Origin of the sequence: Pseudomonas sp. SAS7 (assembly GCF_052112345.1) — a bacterium.
GTDB lineage: Bacteria > Pseudomonadota > Gammaproteobacteria > Pseudomonadales > Pseudomonadaceae > Aquipseudomonas > Aquipseudomonas putida_Q.
Genome location: NZ_JBEGGO010000002.1, coordinates 368,350 through 386,656 on the forward strand (window position 1 = coordinate 368,350; position 18,307 = coordinate 386,656).

The 18,307-nt window shown below is 63.2% G+C and carries 17 protein-coding genes; 13 read left to right on the plus strand and 4 right to left on the minus strand.

The window, feature by feature from the left end; translation table 11 throughout:
* Window positions 1–36 precede the first annotated feature (36 nt).
* The 4 genes from ABI582_RS05270 (at window position 37) to ABI582_RS05285 (ending at window position 4,219) form a co-directional block, all read left to right on the plus strand.
* A complete protein-coding gene (locus ABI582_RS05270) occupies window positions 37–1,434 on the plus strand; it encodes an FAD-binding oxidoreductase (protein ID WP_442118555.1) in 1,398 nt (465 codons plus the stop codon).
* A gap of 25 nt (window positions 1,435–1,459) precedes the next feature.
* On the plus strand, window positions 1,460–2,125 hold the full coding sequence (locus tag ABI582_RS05275; RefSeq protein ID WP_132844873.1) for a fumarylacetoacetate hydrolase family protein: 666 nt from the start codon (window positions 1,460–1,462) through the stop codon (window positions 2,123–2,125).
* 181 nt (window positions 2,126–2,306) lie between these two features.
* Entirely contained in the window at window positions 2,307–3,227 is a 921-nt protein-coding gene (locus ABI582_RS05280) for an SdiA-regulated domain-containing protein (RefSeq protein ID WP_442118556.1), read from the plus strand.
* An 89-nt stretch (window positions 3,228–3,316) separates the two neighbouring features.
* Window positions 3,317–4,219, plus strand: coding sequence for an SdiA-regulated domain-containing protein (locus tag ABI582_RS05285; RefSeq protein ID WP_442118557.1), 903 nt, complete (start codon window positions 3,317–3,319; stop codon window positions 4,217–4,219).
* 116 nt (window positions 4,220–4,335) lie between these two features.
* Here ABI582_RS05285 and rpiA read toward each other — a convergent pair whose 3' ends face one another.
* A complete protein-coding gene (rpiA, locus tag ABI582_RS05290) occupies window positions 4,336–5,010 on the minus strand; it encodes a ribose-5-phosphate isomerase RpiA (RefSeq protein ID WP_016502110.1) in 675 nt (224 codons plus the stop codon).
* A 135-nt stretch (window positions 5,011–5,145) separates the two neighbouring features.
* Between rpiA and ilvA the strand changes: the two genes are divergently transcribed.
* Together ilvA and ABI582_RS05300 are read left to right on the plus strand one after the other, a co-directional pair.
* Entirely contained in the window at window positions 5,146–6,660 is a 1,515-nt protein-coding gene (ilvA, locus tag ABI582_RS05295; RefSeq protein WP_442118558.1) for a threonine ammonia-lyase, biosynthetic, read from the plus strand.
* Window positions 6,661–6,698: 38 nt separating this feature from the next.
* On the plus strand, window positions 6,699–7,124 hold the full coding sequence (locus ABI582_RS05300) for a DUF2269 domain-containing protein (RefSeq protein WP_442118559.1): 426 nt from the start codon (window positions 6,699–6,701) through the stop codon (window positions 7,122–7,124).
* Between the two features lie 116 nt (window positions 7,125–7,240).
* On the opposite strand, the gene ABI582_RS05305 is transcribed toward ABI582_RS05300, so the two are convergent.
* Entirely contained in the window at window positions 7,241–7,897 is a 657-nt protein-coding gene (locus tag ABI582_RS05305) for an HAD family hydrolase (protein WP_016489686.1), read from the minus strand.
* Between the two features lie 141 nt (window positions 7,898–8,038).
* Here ABI582_RS05305 and ABI582_RS05310 point away from each other — a divergent pair, with 141 nt between their 5' ends.
* Window positions 8,039–8,518 (plus strand): RNA pyrophosphohydrolase, encoded by a 480-nt coding sequence (locus ABI582_RS05310; protein WP_003249017.1) that lies wholly within the window; start codon window positions 8,039–8,041, stop codon window positions 8,516–8,518.
* A gap of 22 nt (window positions 8,519–8,540) precedes the next feature.
* Window positions 8,541–10,820, plus strand: coding sequence for a phosphoenolpyruvate--protein phosphotransferase (gene ptsP, locus ABI582_RS05315; RefSeq protein ID WP_442118560.1), 2,280 nt, complete (start codon window positions 8,541–8,543; stop codon window positions 10,818–10,820).
* A 123-nt stretch (window positions 10,821–10,943) separates the two neighbouring features.
* Here the strand turns inward: ptsP and ABI582_RS05320 are convergent, their stop codons facing one another.
* The gene (locus ABI582_RS05320; RefSeq protein ID WP_442118561.1) at window positions 10,944–11,681 is read right to left on the minus strand and encodes an NRDE family protein; all 738 of its coding nucleotides are present in this window, start codon (window positions 11,679–11,681) and stop codon (window positions 10,944–10,946) included.
* 129 nt (window positions 11,682–11,810) lie between these two features.
* On the opposite strand from ABI582_RS05320, the gene ABI582_RS05325 reads away from it, so the two are divergent.
* From ABI582_RS05325 to ABI582_RS05335, 3 genes are read left to right on the plus strand one after another with little or no spacing between them, the layout of a single operon-like run.
* Entirely contained in the window at window positions 11,811–12,593 is a 783-nt protein-coding gene (locus tag ABI582_RS05325; RefSeq protein WP_016502104.1) for a sulfite exporter TauE/SafE family protein, read from the plus strand.
* Window positions 12,594–12,609: 16 nt separating this feature from the next.
* The gene (gene lgt, locus ABI582_RS05330; RefSeq protein WP_442118562.1) at window positions 12,610–13,419 is read left to right on the plus strand and encodes a prolipoprotein diacylglyceryl transferase; all 810 of its coding nucleotides are present in this window, start codon (window positions 12,610–12,612) and stop codon (window positions 13,417–13,419) included.
* 48 nt (window positions 13,420–13,467) lie between these two features.
* Window positions 13,468–14,439 carry a thymidylate synthase gene (locus ABI582_RS05335; RefSeq protein WP_132844900.1) on the plus strand — a complete coding sequence of 324 codons (972 nt, stop codon included), beginning with the start codon at window positions 13,468–13,470 and terminating at the stop codon, window positions 14,437–14,439.
* A 123-nt stretch (window positions 14,440–14,562) separates the two neighbouring features.
* Here ABI582_RS05335 and cadR read toward each other — a convergent pair whose 3' ends face one another.
* Entirely contained in the window at window positions 14,563–15,006 is a 444-nt protein-coding gene (cadR, locus tag ABI582_RS05340; RefSeq protein WP_338745540.1) for a cadmium resistance transcriptional regulator CadR, read from the minus strand.
* 83 nt (window positions 15,007–15,089) lie between these two features.
* On the opposite strand from cadR, the gene ABI582_RS05345 reads away from it, so the two are divergent.
* Complete coding sequence (locus ABI582_RS05345) at window positions 15,090–17,342, plus strand: heavy metal translocating P-type ATPase (RefSeq protein WP_442118563.1); 2,253 nt, start codon at window positions 15,090–15,092, stop codon at window positions 17,340–17,342.
* Between the two features lie 9 nt (window positions 17,343–17,351).
* On the plus strand, window positions 17,352–18,221 hold the full coding sequence (locus ABI582_RS05350) for a LysR family transcriptional regulator (protein ID WP_442118564.1): 870 nt from the start codon (window positions 17,352–17,354) through the stop codon (window positions 18,219–18,221).
* Window positions 18,222–18,307: the final 86 nt, after the last annotated feature.

Sequence of the window (18,307 nt, forward strand, 5' to 3'; positions counted from 1 at the left end):
CTCAGGGTGACTATGAATAAGTCGAGAGTTCCAGCGATGACCCACCCCGCTGTTATTGAAGAACTGATGACCCTTGTCGACCCTGGCAAGGTCCTGACCGACCCGGCTTCGCTCGAAGCGTATGGCAAGGATTGGACCAAGCATTACCCCCCGGCGCCCAGCGCCATCGTCTTCCCCAAGACAGTAGAACAGGTGCAGGCCATTGTGCGCTGGGCCAATGCGCACAAGGTGGCCCTGGTGCCATCGGGCGGGCGCACCGGGCTTTCTGCCGGCGCCGTGGCGGCCAGTGGCGAGGTTGTCGTTTCCTTCGATTACATGAACCAGATTCTCGGCTTCAATGCCTTCGACCGTACCGTGGTCTGCCAGCCGGGGGTAATCACCCGGCAGCTGCAAACCTACGCTGAAGAGCAGGGCCTGTATTACCCGGTGGACTTCGCTTCCAGCGGCTCCAGCCAGATTGGCGGCAACATCGGCACCAACGCGGGCGGCATCAAGGTGATTCGCTACGGCATGACCCGCAACTGGGTGGCCGGGCTGAAGGTGGTCACCGGCAAGGGCGAGTTGCTGGAGCTGAACAAAGACCTGATAAAAAACGCCACCGGCTACGACTTGCGTCAACTGTTCATCGGCGCCGAAGGCACGCTGGGCTTCGTGGTCGAGGCCACCATGCGCCTGGACCGTGCCCCGCGCAACCTCACCGCCATGGTGCTGGGCACCCCGGACTTCGACTCGATCATGCCGGTGCTGCACGCTTTCCAGGGCAAGCTTGACCTTACAGCCTTCGAGTTCTTCTCCGACAAGGGCCTGGCCAAGATTCTCGCGCGCGGCGATGTACCCGCCCCGTTCGCGACCGACTGCCCGTTCTATGCACTGCTGGAGTTCGAGGCCAGCACTGAAGAAGTCGCCAACGAAGCGTTGGCCACCTTCGAGCATTGCGTCGAGCAGGGCTGGGTGCTGGACGGGGTGATGAGCCAGAGCGACACCCAGCTTAAAAACCTGTGGAAGCTGCGCGAGTACCTGTCGGAAACCATCTCGCACTGGACGCCCTACAAGAACGACATTTCCGTCACCGTGTCGAAAGTGCCCGCGTTCCTGCGTGATATCGATGCCATCGTCGCGCAGCACTACCCGGATTACGAAGTCGTGTGGTACGGCCACATCGGTGATGGCAACCTGCACTTGAACATCCTCAAGCCCGAACACATGAGCAAGGACGACTTCTTTGCCTCGTGCACCAAGGTCAACAAGTGGGTGTTCGATATCGTCAAGCACTACAACGGCTCGATCTCGGCCGAGCACGGTGTGGGCATGACCAAGCGCGACTATTTAGGCTACAGCCGCTCGCCGGAAGAAATCGCCTGCATGAAGGCAATAAAGGCCGTCTTCGACCCTAACGGCATCATGAATCCGGGTAAGATCTTTTCACCTGAATAAAAAGCAGTATCCAGAGGAGTCGGCCATGAGTTACCAGCACCAGTACGTAGACGGCACGCGCATTCACTTCCCGCTGGGCAAGGTGGTGTGTATTGGCCGTAACTATGCCGAGCATGCCAAGGAACTGGACAACCCGATCCCCACCGAGCCGCTGCTGTTCATCAAGCCGGGCAGCTGCGTGGTGCCGGCCGAGGGCGGCTTCAAGATCCCGGCCGAGCGGGGTTCGGTGCACTACGAGGCCGAAATTGCCGTGCTGCTGGGCAAGCCGCTGTCGACTCATCCGAGCGAGGAAGAGGTGCTGGACGCCATTTCCGGTTATGCCCCGGCGCTGGACCTGACCCTGCGCGACGTGCAGGCCAAGCTGAAAGAGAAGGGCCTGCCGTGGGAACTGGCCAAGTGTTTTGACGGCGCTTGCGTGCTGCCGCCGTTCGTCTCCGCTGCCAGCTTCGAAGACGTGACCGACATCCCAGTGCGCCTGACCGTCAACGGCGAAGTGCGCCAGGACGGCAACAGCGCGATGATGCTGAACCCGATCGTGCCGATGATCCAGTACATGGCGGCGCATTTCTCGCTGCAGGCGGGGGATGTGATCCTCACCGGCACTCCTGCGGGCGTGGGGCCATTCAATGTTGGTGACGAGCTGGTGCTGGAGCTGCCGGGCGTGAGTCGCTTCGAAAGCCGGGTGCTTTAACTCGAAACCGCGTCGCCTGCTTCGCGGGTAAACCCGCTCCCACAGGGATTGCACAGGCCTTGAATACTGTGCTGAACCTGTGGGAGCGGGTTTACCCGCGAAGAGGTCGGTCCTGTTTACTGATTTTTCACACCCTATCCGGATAATGCGCGGACCTACGCCCATTCCCCAGGACACCCGCATGCCATCACCCTCCAGCGCCCCGGCAACTCCCAAGCGTCGCTTCTACCTGCGCTGGCCCTTCGGCCTGGCCGTGGCAGCGGTGATCGGCTATGGCGTCGCGGTGGCCATGCACTGGGATGACCGCGGCGCGCTGTGGCTGAAGGAAGGTTTCGAAAGCACCGCCGAGCGCAGCGAAAGCGTGTGGTTGCCGGACTATCAGGTCGACATCGATGCCAAACCGTTACCGGGCATGGACGATGACGAAGCCTCGGATGTGGCCTTCAACCCGCATACCCGCACCCTGTTCGTGGTCATGGGCAAGAACCCGATCCTGGTCGAGCTGAGCCTGGAGGGCGATGTACTGCGCAAGATCCCGCTCAACGGCTGGAACAACCCGGAGGGCGTCGCGGTGCTGGAAGACGGCAACATTGCCATCACCGACGAGCGCCTGCACGACCTGACCGTGGTCAAGGTAGACGAGAAGACCACGGTGCTGAACCACGACGACTTCCAGAGCCACGACCTGGGCCCGTCGGTCAAAAGCAACAAGGGCTTCGAGGCCATCGCCTGGGACCCGTTGCGTCAGCGCCTGATCATCGGCGAGGAGCGCCCGCCCAAGCTGTACACCTGGAACAGCGATGGCCGCAGCCCGCTCAAGGGGGAGAAGCAGCCGTTGCCTAGCGAAGAACTCGACCTGCGCAACCTGTCTGCACTCGGTGTCGACCCGCGTACCGGCCACTTGCTGGTGCTCTCGGCCGACTCCAACATGCTGCTTGAGCTGGACGAGCAGGGCCAGCAAGTCAGCTTCATGACCTTGCTGGGCGGCTTCAACGGGCTTCAAGAGACCATTCCGCGCGCCGAAGGGGTAGCCATGGACGACAAGGGCAACCTGTACATGGTCAGCGAGCCGGCGCTGTTTTATCGCTTCAAGAAGAACTGACAACATCATCAGAATTGTCTGATGCTGGCATTAAGCTTTGCTTCAGCCGTTAATGGTTAGATTCGCCACCCCCATGTCGAGTCTGCCCCATGCGTCGTCTTGTTCGCCTGCTTCTTGCCCTGGCTGTTATCGGTCTGCTCCTGCTCGGCTGGGCCGGGCAGGAGTTTCGCCTGTTCGAGCGTGGCTGGTTCAACCTCAAGACCTGGTGGCAGCCCGCCGGGCAGAGCATCGGCCTGGACCGCTACCGTGTGGTGGTGGAGGCGCAGCCGGTCGAGGGGCTGGATGACGATATCTCCGCGCTGACCTACGACCCCGACCGCAAAACCCTGTTCACCGTCACCAACGCCCGCTCGGAGCTGATCGAACTGTCGCTGGACGGCCGTATTCTGCGCCGCATACCGCTGACTGGCTTCGGCGACCCGGAGGCCGTGGAATACGTTGGGCCCAACAGCTACGTGATCACCGACGAGCGTCAACAACGGCTGATTCGTGTCCGGCTGGAAGACGACACGATGTTCCTCGATGCCGGTGACGCTGAACAGCTCAGCCTGGGCATTGGCCTGAACGGCAACAAGGGCTTCGAGGGCCTGGCCTACGATTCGGCGGGCAAGCGCCTGTTCGTGGCGAAGGAACGCGACCCGATGCTGATCTACGAGGTGCATGGCTTCCCGCATGACAACCCGGAAAAGCCCTACGCCGTGCATGTGGTGCAGGACCGCAAGCGTGATTCACGGCTGTTTGTGCGGGATCTGTCGAGTTTGCAGTTCGATGAGCGCAGTGGGCATTTGCTGGCGCTGTCGGACGAGTCGCGCCTGGTGCTGGAGCTGGATGTTGAAGGTCGGCCGCTGAGTACCTTGTCGTTGCGCAAGGGCTTCCAGGGGTTGCAGGCAACGGTGCCGCAGGCGGAGGGGATTGCGATGGACGAGGCGGGGACCATCTACCTGGTCAGTGAGCCGAACCTGTTCTATGTATTCAAGCAGCCGGCGGAGTGAGCAGGTGGGGCTGCTTAGCAGCCCATTCGCAGCACAAGGCTGCTCCTACAGGAAATCGCGACCTCCTGTAGGAGCAGCCTTGTGCTGCGAATCGAGGGCAAAGCCCTCGCCGAAGATTACTCGGCCTTCAGGCTCTTCACACCTTCAGCGGTACCCAGCAGCAGCAAGTCCGCCGGCCGCGCCGCGAACAGGCCGTTGGTCACCACGCCAACGATGGCGTTGATCTGCGCCTCCAGCTCCACCGGGTTGGTGATCTGCAGGTTATGCACGTCGAGGATCACATTGCCGTTGTCGGTGACCACGCCTTCGCGGTACACCGGGTCGCCGCCCAGCTTGACCAGCTGACGTGCCACATGGCTGCGCGCCATCGGGATCACTTCGACCGGCAGCGGGAAAGCGCCCAGTACCGGCACCAGCTTGCTGCCGTCGGCGATGCAGATGAAGGTCTTGGCCACAGCGGCGACGATCTTCTCGCGGGTCAGGGCCGCACCGCCGCCCTTGATCAGGTTAAGGTGTGCGTCGCTCTCGTCGGCGCCGTCCACGTAGAACTCCAGCTCGCTGACACTGTTCAGCTCGTAGACCGGGATGCCATGGCCCTTCAGACGCTGGGCGGTGGCTTCAGAGCTGGCGACTGCGCCGTCGAAGGCAGTCTTGTGCTGAGCCAGGGCGTCGATGAAGAAGTTGGCAGTCGAACCGGTACCGACGCCGACGACGCTCTTTTCATCCAGCTTGGGCAGAATGAAGTCGACAGCGGCCTGGGCGACGGCCTGTTTGAGTTGGTCCTGGGTCATGCGGGCTCCGAAAAGGGGCAGGGCGGTTTTCAAAGTTGCCTAGTATAACGGCTTGGGCGGCTTTGCTGTGGTCGCCCGACGTAGCGCTGGGGTAGACTCGCAGCCCTCGTCCCGCGGCCCAGTGATGCTTTCCCGATGCTCGAACAGTACGTCAAGAAGATCCTCACCTCGCGCGTCTATGACGTTGCCGTCGAAACCCCGTTGCAGAGCGCCGGGCAGCTGAGCAAGCGCCTGGGCAACCAGATCTTGCTCAAGCGTGAAGACCTGCAGCCGGTGTTCTCGTTCAAGATTCGAGGGGCGTACAACAAACTGGCCCAGCTGACCCCGCAAGAGCTGGCCCGTGGCGTGGTTACCGCCTCGGCCGGCAACCACGCCCAGGGCCTGGCCCTGGCTGCGCGCGAGATGGGCATCAAGGCCACTATCGTGATGCCCAAGACCACCCCGGAGATCAAGATCGAAGGCGTGCGCTCGCGCGGTGGCAAGGTCGTGCTGCATGGTGACTCGTTCCCAGAGGCGCTGGCTTATTCGCTGAAGCTGGTCGACGAGAAGGGCTTTGTCTACGTCCACCCTTATGACGACCCGCACACCATCGCCGGGCAGGGCACCGTGGCCATGGAAATCCTGCGCCAGCACCCTGGCCAGCTGGACGCGATCTTCGTACCCGTGGGCGGTGGCGGCCTGATCGCCGGTATTGCCGCCTATGTGAAGTACCTGCGCCCGGAAATCAAGGTGATCGGTGTCGAGCCGGACGACTCCAATTGCCTGCAAGCGGCCATGGCGGCCGGTGAGCGCGTGGTGCTGCCACAGGTCGGGTTGTTCGCCGACGGCGTCGCGGTGGCGCAGATCGGCCAGCACACCTTCGATATCTGCCGCCATCATGTGGATGAAGTGGTGACGGTCAGCACCGACGAAATCTGTGCAGCTATCAAGGATATCTACGACGATACCCGCTCGATCACCGAGCCTGCCGGCGCCTTGGGCGTAGCCGGCATCAAGAAGTTCGTCGAGCTGTACGGCGTGACCGGGCAAACCCTGGTGGCGATCGACTCCGGCGCCAACGTCAACTTCGACCGCCTGCGCCACGTGGCCGAGCGTGCCGAGCTGGGTGAGAAGCGCGAAGCGATCATCGCCGTGACCATCCCGGAGCGCCCAGGCAGCTTCAAGGCCTTCTGCGAGGCTATCGGCAAGCGGCAGATCACCGAATTCAACTACCGCAAGCACACCTCCGACGAGGCGCACATCTTCGTTGGCGTGCAGACCCACCCGGAAAACGACCCACGTGCGGCGCTGGTGCAGCATCTGACCGAGCAGGGCTTCCCGGTTACCGATCTGACCGACAACGAGCTGGCCAAGCTGCACATTCGTCACATGGTTGGCGGCCATTCGGCCGGTGCCAGCGATGAAATGGTGTTGCGCTTCGAATTCCCCGAGCGGCCTGGGGCGTTGTTCAACTTCCTCAATAAGCTGGGCGGGCGCTGGAACATCTCGATGTTCCACTACCGCAACCATGGCGCGGCTGACGGGCGCGTGGTGGCGGGCTTGCAGGTGCCGGAGGACGAGCGCCACCTGGTGCCGGCCGCGCTGGCCAAGATCGGCTACCCCTACTGGGACGAGACCGAGAACCCGGCGTACAAGCTGTTCCTGGGCTGAGCGGCTAAGCTTGGCTTATCGCTCAAGGATGTGAAGACATGGAACACCTGACCACCCTCAAGACCCTGCACATCATCGCCACCGCCCTGCTGCTACTGGGCGCCCTGGGCCTGGCGGTGTGGACGGTGCGCGCTCGCCGCAAAGGCGATGCCGAGGCCTACGCCAAGCTGTTGCGCCGGCCGCTGGTGTTCATCTGGCTGGTGATGGGCCTGTGCCTGGTGAGCATGCCGTTTACCGGCTGGTGGCTGGTGCACCTGGTGGGCTGGCCGCTGGGGCAGACCTGGGTGCTGGCGTCCAGCGTCATCTATACCTTCGGCGCCTTTGCCGTGTGGTGGCTGCTGGTGCGGCTGAACCGGCTGCGCAAGGCTGAAGCGGTGGGGCTGCGGTTTACCCTGGCGTTGGCGGTGTTCAGCGGGGTCTGCTTCCTGTCCATTGCCGGGCTGATGGGCGCCAAGCCGGTTTGAGGCCAGGGGAGGGCTTTGCCCTCCATCGCGACACAAGGCCGCTCCTACAGGGGAACGCATATTCCTGTAGGAGCGGCCTTGTGTCGCGATAGGGCCGCAAAGCGGCCCCGGCAATCTCAATCCCTGAGTGAAACCACCGGCCACCCGCGCTTCTCGGCCTCGGCCCGCAGGTTCGGGTCCGGGTCCACCGCCACCGCATGCGTCACCCGTTGCAGCAGCGGCAGGTCGTTCATCGAGTCGCTATAGAAGTAGCTGTCTTCCAGGTCGAAGCCGTTCTCCAGCATCCAGCGTTCCAGCCGTGTCACCTTGCCTTCACGGAAACACGGTATATCGGTACTGCGCCCGGTATAGCGGCCGTCGCGCATCTCGCATTCGGTTGCGAGCAATACCCGTACCCCAAGGCGCCGGGCAATCGGTGCGGTCACGAAACGGTTGGTGGCGGTGATGATCACCAACTGGTCGCCCGCCTCGCGGTGTTGCTGCAGCAAGGCCAGGGCCTTGGGCAGGATGATCGGCTCGATGCAGTCGCGCATGAAGTCGCGGTGCCATTCGTCGAGCTGGGCCACAGGCGTTGCCGCCAGGATCTCCATGGAAAAGGCCAGGTAGGCCTGCAGGTCCAGGGTGCCGTTGAGGTAGTCCTGGTAGAAGCCATCGTTGCGTTGCTTGTAGGCGACCGGGTCGAGAATGCCGCGCTCGCAAAGGTAATCACCCCAGGCATGGTCGCTGTCGCCACCGAGGAGGGTATTGTCCAGGTCGAATAAAGCCAGGCGCATTGCGGTCACTCGCATCAGCTACAGGGTAGGCCCGCAGAATACGGAGTTTTCACGCTGCTGCACATAAGCTTGGCGGGCGCGTTGCTGCGCTCGCAAGCTTTGTGGAACAATGCGGTGACATGCGTTTGCGAGGTTGCTGCCGTGATCGACCCGGATGGTTTTCGCCCCAATGTCGGGATCATTCTCACGAATGATGCCGGGCAGGTGCTATGGGCTCGCCGGATCAACCAGGATGCCTGGCAGTTTCCCCAGGGGGGTATCAACCCTGACGAGACGCCGGAAGATGCCCTGTACCGCGAGCTGAACGAAGAAGTTGGCCTTGAACGCGATGATGTGGAAATTCTTGCCTGCACCCGCGGTTGGTTGCGTTATCGTTTACCCCAGCGACTGGTACGTACCCACAGCCAGCCGCTGTGCATCGGCCAGAAGCAGAAGTGGTTCCTGCTACGGCTGGTCAGCAATGAACAGCGGGTGCGGATGGACCTGACCGGCAAGCCGGAATTCGACGGCTGGCGCTGGGTGAGCTATTGGTATCCGCTGGGCCAGGTTGTGACATTCAAGCGCGAGGTGTACCGACGCGCCCTGAAAGAGCTAGCACCGCGTCTGCTGACGCGCGACTGACGACGGAGTTCGACCCCGAGCCATGCTCAATACGCTGCGCAAGATCGTCCAGGAAGTAAACTCCGCCAAAGATCTCAAGTCGGCGTTGGGGATCATTGTCTTGCGCGTCAAGGAGGCCATGGGCAGCCAGGTCTGCTCGGTCTACCTGCTCGACCCGGAAACCAACCGCTTCGTGCTGATGGCTTCCGAAGGCCTGAACAAGCGCTCCATCGGCAAGGTCAGCATGGCCCCCAACGAAGGCCTGGTTGGCCTGGTCGGTACCCGGGAAGAGCCGCTGAACCTGGAAAACGCCGCCGACCACCCGCGTTACCGCTACTTTGCCGAAACCGGTGAAGAAAAATTCGCCTCCTTCCTGGGTGCACCGATCATTCACCACCGCCGCGTGGTCGGGGTGTTGGTCATTCAGCAAAAGGAGCGCCGCCAGTTCGACGAGGGCGAAGAGGCCTTCCTGGTCACCATGAGCGCCCAGCTTGCCGGGGTAATTGCCCACGCCGAAGCCACTGGCTCGATCCGTGGCCTGGGCCGCCAGGGCAAGGGTATCCAGGAAGCCCGTTTCGTCGGTGTACCTGGCTCGCCTGGCGCTGCCGTGGGCCGCGCGGTGGTGATGCTGCCGCCGGCCGACCTGGAAGTGGTGCCGGACAAGGCCGTCGATGACATCGACGCTGAACTCAAGCTGTTCCAGAACGCCCTTGAAGGCGTGCGCGCTGACATGCGCAAGCTGTCGGCCAAGCTGGCCACCCAGCTGCGCCCTGAAGAGCGCGCGTTGTTCGATGTGTACCTGATGATGCTCGAAGACGCAGCCTTGGGCGGCGAGGTAACCGAAGTCATCAAGACCGGCCAGTGGGCGCAGGGCGCCCTGCGCCAGGTGGTTGGCGAGCACGTCAGCCGCTTCGAGCTGATGGACGATGACTACCTGCGCGAGCGCGCCTCCGACGTCAAGGACCTTGGCCGGCGCCTGCTGGCCTACCTGCAGGAAGCCCGCTCGCAGTCGCTGGTGTATGCCGACAACACCATCCTGGTCAGTGAAGAGCTGACACCGGCCATGCTCGGCGAAGTGCCGGAAGGCAAGCTGGTGGGCCTGGTCTCGGTACTGGGTTCGGGCAACTCCCACGTCGCCATCCTCGCTCGCGCCATGGGCATCCCCACGGTGATGGGCCTGGTCGACCTGCCGTACTCCAAGGTCGACGGTATCGAACTGATTGTCGACGGGTACAAGGGCGAGGTGTTCACCAACCCCAGCGAAGTGCTGCGCAAGCAGTACAGCGAAGTGGTCGAGGAAGAGCGCCAGCTGGCCCAGGGCCTGGATGCCCTGCGCGAACTGCCATGCGTCACCCCCGACGGCCACCGCATGCCGCTGTGGGTCAACACCGGCTTGCTGGCCGACGTGGCCCGTGCCCAGCAGCGCGGTGCTGAAGGGGTAGGCCTGTACCGCACCGAAGTGCCGTTCATGATCAACCAGCGCTTCCCCAGCGAGAAAGAGCAGCTGGCCATCTACCGTGAGCAGCTGGCGGCCTTCCACCCGCTGCCGGTAACCATGCGCACCCTCGACATCGGCGGTGACAAGGCGCTTTCGTACTTCCCGATCAAGGAAGAAAACCCCTTCCTGGGCTGGCGTGGCATCCGTGTCACCCTGGACCACCCGGAAATTTTCCTGGTGCAGACCCGCGCCATGCTCAAGGCCAGCGAGGGCCTGGACAACCTGCGCATCCTGCTGCCGATGATTTCCGGCATCCACGAGCTGGAAGAAGCGCTGCACCTGATCCACCGCGCCTGGGGCGAGGTGCGTGACGAAGGCACCGACGTGCCGATGCCGCCGGTGGGCGTGATGGTGGAAATCCCTGCGGCGGTGTACCAGACCAAGGAACTGGCGCGGCAGGTGGACTTCCTGTCGGTCGGCTCCAACGACCTGACCCAGTACCTGCTGGCGGTGGACCGCAACAACCCGCGGGTTGCCGACCTGTACGACTACCTGCACCCGGCGGTGCTGCAAGCGCTGAGCACTGTAGTGCGCGACGCCCATGGCGAAGGCAAACCGGTGAGCATCTGCGGTGAGATGGCCGGTGACCCGGCAGCGGCGATCCTGCTGATGGCCATGGGCTTCGACAGCTTATCGATGAACGCCACCAACCTGCCGAAGGTGAAGTGGATGCTGCGTCAGGTGAACATGAGCAAGGCCAAGGAACTGCTGGCCGAGGCCCTGAGCCATGACAACCCGCAGGTTATCCACAGCTCGTTGCAGCTGGCCCTTAAAAACCTCGGGTTGGCGCGGATGATCGGGCCAGGGGCCAACAAAACCCTCTGATTTTTTGGAGCCGCTTGCGGCCCTTTCGCGGCGCAAGGCCGCTCCTACAGGAGATCGCGTACCCCTGTATCAGCGGCCTTGTGCCGCGATGGGCTGCGCAGCAGCCCCATGGCCCTCAAACCACTAGCTCAATTTCCCCAGGTGCCCACCAAAGGGCCCGAAACTGCGCTCGATCAGCCGCCTTCGCCCCTGATCATCCACGATCAGCACCGTACTCGCCCGGGTCCCGTAGTTCTGGCTGGCGATGAATACGCTCGACAGCAGTTTCTCGGTCGCCACCCCCACGCCTGTCTCGGGCAGGTCACCATCAGCTGCCGGCTCGTTATCGGCCAGCAAATCCAGCAACGGGCGCGGTTCTGGCGTTTCCAGCAGCCCCTCCAGCCCGCTCCGTGCCTTCACCAGCTTCGGCCACGGCGTATCCAGCCCGGCGTTGGATAACCCGTACACCCCGGCGTCCAGCAGGCACGGCGTGGCGTCACGGGCGTGCAGGTAACCCAGCTGTCGCACATCACCCACCAGCAGGTTGAAGCCCGAATACTGCCCGCTGCGGCTGGCTACCTGGTCCAGGTAAGCCTCGACCCCAAGCTCACCCTGCAGGTACGCCGCCACCAGTTCACCCCGCGAGCGCGGCCCCAGTGCCTGGCCCGGGTCGCGGATATTGGTCAGCGCCGCAAACCGCCCCTGCGGCCCCACGCCCAGCCATGTGCCACCGGCTTCCAGGTCGCGCCCGGCATGCACCCCGGGCGCATCCTCCCAGGCCGCCAAGGGTTGAGTGGGGCGGGCATAGAACTCGTCGCGGTTGGCCGCGACGATCAGCGGCAGGGTGTGCCCCGGCCGCCAGGCAAATACGATCAGGCACATCGGTTGGGCCTCTGTGTTTTTTGTCACTGTACCCACAGCAGCGTGGCGGATCCATCCTGACACAGAGTTCACTAGAGCCCCGAGCCCGGCTTCCGTTACCATGCCGGATTGTTTTCCTGGGGAAGCCGAATGGAATTCGTGCTCTATCTGCTGTTGGGCGCCTGTGCCGGTGTGCTGGCCGGGCTGTTCGGCGTGGGCGGTGGCATCATCATCGTGCCGGTGCTGGTGTTCAGCTTCACCTTGCAGGGCTTCGACGCCTCGGTGCTGACCCACCTGGCGGTCGGCACATCGCTGGCAACCATCGTGTTCACTTCGATCAACGCCGTGCTTGAGCACCACCGCAAGGGTGCGGTGCAATGGCCGATCTTCGCCTGGATGACCCTCGGCATCCTGCTGGGGGCAGGTGTGGGTGCCAAGACCGCCTCGCTGATCCAGGGCCCGCTGCTGCAGAAGATCATCGGCGTGTTCGCTCTGGTCATCGCTGCGCAGATGGCTCTGGACCTCAAACCCAAGGCAAGCCGCGGCATCCCTGGCAAGCCCGCCTTGATCGGGGCCGGTGGGGTGATTGGCTGGGCCTCGGCAATTTTCGGCATCGGCGGTGGTTCGCTGACCGTGCCGTTCCTGACCTGGCGCAGCCTGCCCATGCAGCAGGCGGTGGCCACGTCCTCGGCCTGTGGCCTGCCGATTGCCGTGGCCAGTGCCCTGAGCTTCATGCTGTTGGGTTGGCACGAGGAGCACCTGCCGGCCCACAGCCTGGGTTACGTCTACCTGCCGGCGATGGTCGGCATTGCCGTGACCAGCATGTTTTTCGCCCGCTTTGGCGCGCGCCTGGCGCACAAGCTGTCGCCCCGTTTGTTGAAACGCCTGTTCGCAGCGCTGCTGTTCTGTGTCGGCCTCAGCTTTTTGATTTGAATCGAGAGGAAGTTCCATGCTGCCTTACCCGCAGATAGACCCCGTGGCCCTGGCCATCGGGCCGCTGAAAATCCATTGGTACGGGCTGATGTACCTGATCGGCATCGGCGGCGCCTGGCTGCTGGCTTCGCGCCGGCTGCACCGCTTCGACCCCACCTGGAACCGCGAGAAGCTGTCCGACCTGGTGTTCTGGCTATCGATGGGGGTGATCGTCGGTGGCCGCCTGGGTTACGTGCTGTTCTACGACCTACATGCCTACCTGGCCAACCCGACGCTGATCTTCGAAGTGTGGAAGGGCGGAATGTCGTTCCACGGCGGGTTCATCGGCGTGATGCTGGCGGCCTTGTGGTTCGGCAAGCGCAACAACAAGTCGTTCTTCGAGCTGATGGACTTCGTTGCCCCGCTGGTGCCGATCGGCCTGGGTGCCGGGCGTATCGGCAACTTCATCAACGCCGAGCTGTGGGGCAAGGCGACCGACGTACCGTGGGCGATGGTGTTCCCGCCGTTCAGCGACCCTGCCCAGTTGCCCCGTCATCCGTCGCAGCTGTACCAGTTTGCCTTGGAAGGTGTGGCATTATTCGTGATTCTCTGGTTGTACTCGCGCAAACCGCGTCCGACCATGGCCGTTTCCGGCATGTTTGCGCTGTTCTACGGCATTTTCCGCTTTATCGTGGAGTTTGTGCGGGTGCCTGATGCCCAGCTTGGCTACATTGCCTTCGGCTGGTTGACCATGGGTCAGTTGCTCTGCGTGCCGATGATCGTCGGCGGCATCTTCCTGATCTGGTTGGCCTACAACCGCAAACCTACGGCAAATCCAGCCGTATGATTTTCACGGCAGGGGCGATCCCCCTGCCGTTCTTGTTACAGGAAAGTCATGAAACAGTATCTAGATCTGGTCCGTGAAGTCATCGAGAACGGTACGTTGCAAGGCAATCGCACCGGCATCCGTACCATCAGCATGCCGGGCGCCATGCTGCGCTTCGACCTGCAGAAGGGCTTCCCGGCCATCACCACGCGCAAGCTGGCGTTCAAGTCGGCGATCGGCGAGATGGTCGGCTTCCTGCGGGGCGTGAAAAACGCCGGTGAATTCCGTGAGCTGGGCTGCAAGGTCTGGGACCAGAACGCCAACGAAAACGCCCAGTGGCTGGCCAACCCGTTCCGCCAGGGCCATGACGACCTGGGCGAGATCTACGGCGTGCAATGGCGTCAGTGGCCAGGCTACAAGCGCATCCCGCTTAGCAACCCGGCCGCTATCGAAATGGCCGAGAAGGCAGGCTTTCGCCGTATCGCCCAGGACGAAGAGGACGGCGTCGCCTTCGTCATTCTGTACAAGGCCATCGACCAGGTGCGCCAATGCCTGGACACCATCGCCAACGACCCGGGCAGCCGCCGCATCCTGTTCCACGGCTGGAACTGCGCGCAGCTGGACGAAATGGCCTTGCCGCCGTGCCACCTGCTGTACCAGTTCCACCCGAATGTAGAGACCAAGGAAATTTCCCTGACCCTTTACATCCGCTCCAACGACCTGGGCCTGGGCACACCGTTCAACCTCACCGAAGGCGCGGCGCTGCTGTCGCTGTTCGGCCGCCTGACCGGTTACACCCCGCGCTGGTTCACCTACTTCATCGGCGATGCCCATGTGTATGAAAACCACCTGGACATGCTGAACGAGCAGCTCAAGCGCGAACCGCTGGAAGCGCCGAAGCTGGTGATCAGCGACCGCGTGCCGGCGTTTGCCGAGACTGGCAAGTATGAGCCGGAGTGGTTGGAGAAGATCGAGCCGAGTGATTTCTGGCTGGAAGGCTATGAGCACCATGCGCCGATGACAGCGCCGATGGCGGTGTGATTTTCTAGATTGCCGGGGGCGCTTTGCGCCCCTTTCGCGACACAAGGCCGCTCCTACAGGAGATTGCGCCCCCTGTAGGAGCGGCCTTGTGTCGCGATGGGCTGCAAAGCAGCCCCGGCGACTTCAATGTCCATGGCTTCGCCCCACATGCGAATGCTCGGTGTCCGGCACCGATACCGCCCCGTTCGTCTCCAGTTGCTGCAAGATCGCGCATTCATTCCCCTGCGCATTGCAGCGCTGCCGCAGCTCCACCAGCTGCGCCTGCAACGCCACCAAGCCATCGATCCGCGCCTGCACATGCTCGATATGTTCGTCGATCAGCGCATTGACGCTGCCGCACGAGTCGTCAGGGCTGTCGCGCAGACGTAGCAGGCTGCGGATTTCTTCCAGGGTCATGTCCAGGGTGCGGCAGTTGCGGATGAAGGTCAGCCGTTCCACGTGGGCCTGGGTATACAGCCGGTAGTTGCCTTCTGTACGGGCAGGCTCGGGCAGCAGGTTTTCACGCTCGTAGTAGCGGATGGTTTCCACCGCGCAGTCGGTGGCTTTGGCCAGTTCTCCGATCTTCATCACGAAATCTCCAGCAAGTGGCTTGACCCTATAGTGGCTACAGGGTGTTCACTTGGCAACAGGCTCACTTTAAGGACGACCCCATGAACCAGCCTGTCAGCCACGAACACAAGCACCCGCATGATCACGCCCATGGCGATGATGACTATGGGCATGCCGCCCACGGCCACAGCTGCTGCGGGGCCAAAGCCGCGCCGGCGCTGGTGCAGCTGACTGAAACGGCCAGTGCCCAGGCACAGCTCAGCCGCTTCCGCATCGACGCAATGGACTGCCCGACCGAGCAGACCCTGATTCAGGACAAGCTGGGCAAGCTGGCCGGTATCGAGCAGCTGGAATTCAACCTGATCAACCGCGTACTTGGCGTACGCCACACCCTGGACGGCACTGGCGACATCGAGCGTGCCATCGACAGCCTGGGCATGAAGGCCGAGCCGCTTGGTGCCGAAGGCGACAGTCCCGCCGCCGCGCCCCAACCGGTCAAGACCCGCTGGTGGCCGCTGGCATTGTCGGGTGTTGCCGCCATCGCCGCCGAAATCGTGCACTTTGCCGCGCTGGCCCCGGAATGGCTGGTGGCTGCATTGGCGCTGGCAGCCATTCTTGGTTGCGGCCTGGGCACCTACAAGAAGGGCTGGATTGCCCTGAAAAACCGCAACCTCAACATCAATGCGCTGATGAGCATCGCCGTGACCGGTGCTGTGCTGATCGGCCAGTGGCCGGAAGCGGCCATGGTGATGGTGCTGTTTACCGTTGCCGAGCTCATCGAAGCCCGCTCGCTGGACCGCGCACGCAATGCCATCAGCGGGCTGATGCAGCTGACCCCGGACATGGCCACGGTGCAGCAGGCAGATGGCCAATGGCGCGAAGTGGAAGTGCGCGAAGTGGCCATCGGCGCGTTGGTGCGGGTGCGCCCCGGCGAGCGCATCGGCCTGGATGGCGAAGTGAGCAGTGGGCAATCCAGCGTCGATCAGGCGCCGATCACCGGCGAAAGCTTGCCTGTGGAGAAGGCCGTAGGCGACAAGCTGTTCGCCGGTACCATCAACCAAGCGGGTGCGCTGGAGTTTCGCGTTACGGCTGGCGCGGGGCAATCGACCCTGGCGCGGATCATCAAGGCCGTGGAGGAGGCGCAAGGCGCGCGGGCGCCTACCCAACGCTTCGTCGACCAGTTTTCGCGTATCTATACCCCGGTGGTGTTTGCCATCGCCCTGGCCGTGGCGGTGATCCCGCCGCTGTTCATGGCCGCAAGCTGGTTCGACTGGGTGTACCGCGCCCTGGTGCTGTTGGTGGTCGCGTGCCCGTGCGCCCTGGTTATCTCGACCCCGGTGACCATCGTCAGCGGCCTGGCCGCTGCTGCGCGCAAAGGCATCCTGATCAAGGGCGGTGTGTACCTGGAAGGCGGCCGTCACCTGGATTACCTGGCGCTGGACAAGACCGGCACCATCACCCACGGCAAGCCGGTACAGACCGACGCCAAAGTACTGGAGCCGGTGTTCGAAGGCCGTGCGCAAGCCCTGGCTGCCAGCCTGGGCGGACGTTCGGACCACCCGGTTTCCCGCGCCATTGCCCAGTTCGGCAAGGAGCAAGGCCTGGCCTTGAGCGAGGTCGATGACTTCGCTGCCCTGGCCGGGCGCGGCGTGCGTGGCACCATCGCTGGCGAGGTCTACCACCTGGGCAACCACCGCCTGGTGGAGGAACTGGGGCTGTGCTCGCCCGAGCTGGAAGCCCAGCTGGATACGCTGGAGCGCCAGGGCAAGACCGTGGTCCTGCTACTGGACCGCAGCGGCCCGCTGGCTCTGTTTGCCGTGGCCGATACGGTCAAGGACAGCAGCCGGCAGGCCATTGCCGAGCTGCATGAGCTGGGCATCAAGACTGTCATGCTGACCGGTGACAATCCGCATACCGCGCAGGCCATCGCCGCCGTGGTGGGTATCGACCGCGCCGAGGGCAACCTGCTGCCAGGCGACAAGCTGAAAACCATCGAAGCATTGTACGCACAGGGCCATCGCGTGGGCATGGTCGGTGACGGCATAAACGACGCCCCGGCGCTGGCCCGTGCCGAGATCGGTTTTGCCATGGCCGCCGCTGGTACCGACACCGCTATCGAAACGGCCGATGTGGCGCTGATGGACGACGACTTGCGGAAAATCCCGGCCTTCGTCAGGCTGTCGCGCCAAAGTGCGGCGATCCTCATGCAGAACATCGTTCTGGCGTTGGGCGTCAAGGCGATATTCCTGGCGATTACCTTTGCCGGCATGGCCACCCTGTGGATGGCAGTGTTCGCCGACATGGGCGTGAGCTTGCTGGTGGTGTTCAACGGCTTGCGCCTTTTGCGCAAATAGAGGACGTGCATGCTGAGTTCGGAGCTTAAAGCCTTTTACATGGTGGCCCGCCTGGGCAGCATCACCCTGGCGGCAAAGAAGCTCGGGCTCAGCCAGCCCACGGTAACCACGCAGATCCGCAACCTGGAAAGCCACTATGCGGTAGAGCTGTTCTACCGGGGCGGGCGGCGCCTGGTGCTGAGCGAGGATGGCGTGCGACTGCTGCCGATGGTCAAGGCGCTGTTGCAGCAGGAGGCCGATATCGAGTTCGAGCTGCGCAACAGCGGACAGGCCCAAGGCAGCTTGCGCATCGCCGCCACGGCGCCTTACTACATTCTCGACCTGGTGAAGATCTACCGCGAGCGTTTGCCGCAGGTGGATGTAGCGGTGGAGATCGGCAACTCGCAGCAGGTGCTGGAAATGCTCGAAGACTACCGGGTGGATATCGCCGCGTCGTCGCAACTGGTGGAGGACGCCCGGCTGGTGCGGCGGGTGCTGGGCACCGATCCACTGGTGGTGGCGGTGCACCGCAACCACCCGTTGGCCCATCGCCAGACGGTGTCCATCGACGTGGTGGCCGGGCATTGCCTGTTGATGCGCGAAAAAGGCTCGACCACGCGCAAGCTGACCGAGCAGATGATGCAGGAGGCCGGGGTGACGGCCGGGGCCTTGCTGGAAATCGGCAGCCGCGAGTCGATCCGCGAGGCGGTGCTGCGCAACATCGGCATTAGCGTGATTGCCCGCCACGAGGTGCCGCACAACTCCGAACTGCGGGTGCTGGTGCTGGACAATGCGCCGGTTATGCATGAGTACCTGTATTGCCTGAAGGAACGGCGCCAGGCCAGGTTGCCGGCTGCCTTTCTTGGGGTGGCGCAGGAAGTGGCCGGCTCGCACTTCTGATTCAGGCGTACACAGCCGTTGTAGGAGCAGCCTTGTGCTGCGAAGAGGCCCTGACAGGCGCTGCAAATGCATATGCTGTACCGGCC

Bases quoted from the DNA above. Each gene is read 5' to 3' on its own strand.
- ABI582_RS05270 (WP_442118555.1), top strand. From the start codon at position 37: ATGACCCACCCCGCTGTTATTGAAGAACTGATGACCCTTGTCGACCCT.
- ABI582_RS05275 (WP_132844873.1), top strand. From the start codon at position 1,460: ATGAGTTACCAGCACCAGTACGTAGACGGCACGCGCATTCACTTCCCG.
- ABI582_RS05280 (WP_442118556.1), top strand. From the start codon at position 2,307: ATGCCATCACCCTCCAGCGCCCCGGCAACTCCCAAGCGTCGCTTCTAC.
- ABI582_RS05285 (WP_442118557.1), top strand. From the start codon at position 3,317: ATGCGTCGTCTTGTTCGCCTGCTTCTTGCCCTGGCTGTTATCGGTCTG.
- rpiA (WP_016502110.1), bottom strand. From the start codon at position 5,010: ATGACCCAGGACCAACTCAAACAGGCCGTCGCCCAGGCCGCTGTCGAC.
- ilvA (WP_442118558.1), top strand. From the start codon at position 5,146: ATGCTCGAACAGTACGTCAAGAAGATCCTCACCTCGCGCGTCTATGAC.
- ABI582_RS05300 (WP_442118559.1), top strand. From the start codon at position 6,699: ATGGAACACCTGACCACCCTCAAGACCCTGCACATCATCGCCACCGCC.
- ABI582_RS05305 (WP_016489686.1), bottom strand. From the start codon at position 7,897: ATGCGCCTGGCTTTATTCGACCTGGACAATACCCTCCTCGGTGGCGAC.
- ptsP (WP_442118560.1), top strand. From the start codon at position 8,541: ATGCTCAATACGCTGCGCAAGATCGTCCAGGAAGTAAACTCCGCCAAA.
- ABI582_RS05320 (WP_442118561.1), bottom strand. From the start codon at position 11,681: ATGTGCCTGATCGTATTTGCCTGGCGGCCGGGGCACACCCTGCCGCTG.
- ABI582_RS05325 (WP_016502104.1), top strand. From the start codon at position 11,811: ATGGAATTCGTGCTCTATCTGCTGTTGGGCGCCTGTGCCGGTGTGCTG.
- lgt (WP_442118562.1), top strand. From the start codon at position 12,610: ATGCTGCCTTACCCGCAGATAGACCCCGTGGCCCTGGCCATCGGGCCG.
- ABI582_RS05335 (WP_132844900.1), top strand. From the start codon at position 13,468: ATGAAACAGTATCTAGATCTGGTCCGTGAAGTCATCGAGAACGGTACG.
- cadR (WP_338745540.1), bottom strand. From the start codon at position 15,006: ATGAAGATCGGAGAACTGGCCAAAGCCACCGACTGCGCGGTGGAAACC.
- ABI582_RS05345 (WP_442118563.1), top strand. From the start codon at position 15,090: ATGAACCAGCCTGTCAGCCACGAACACAAGCACCCGCATGATCACGCC.
- ABI582_RS05350 (WP_442118564.1), top strand. From the start codon at position 17,352: ATGCTGAGTTCGGAGCTTAAAGCCTTTTACATGGTGGCCCGCCTGGGC.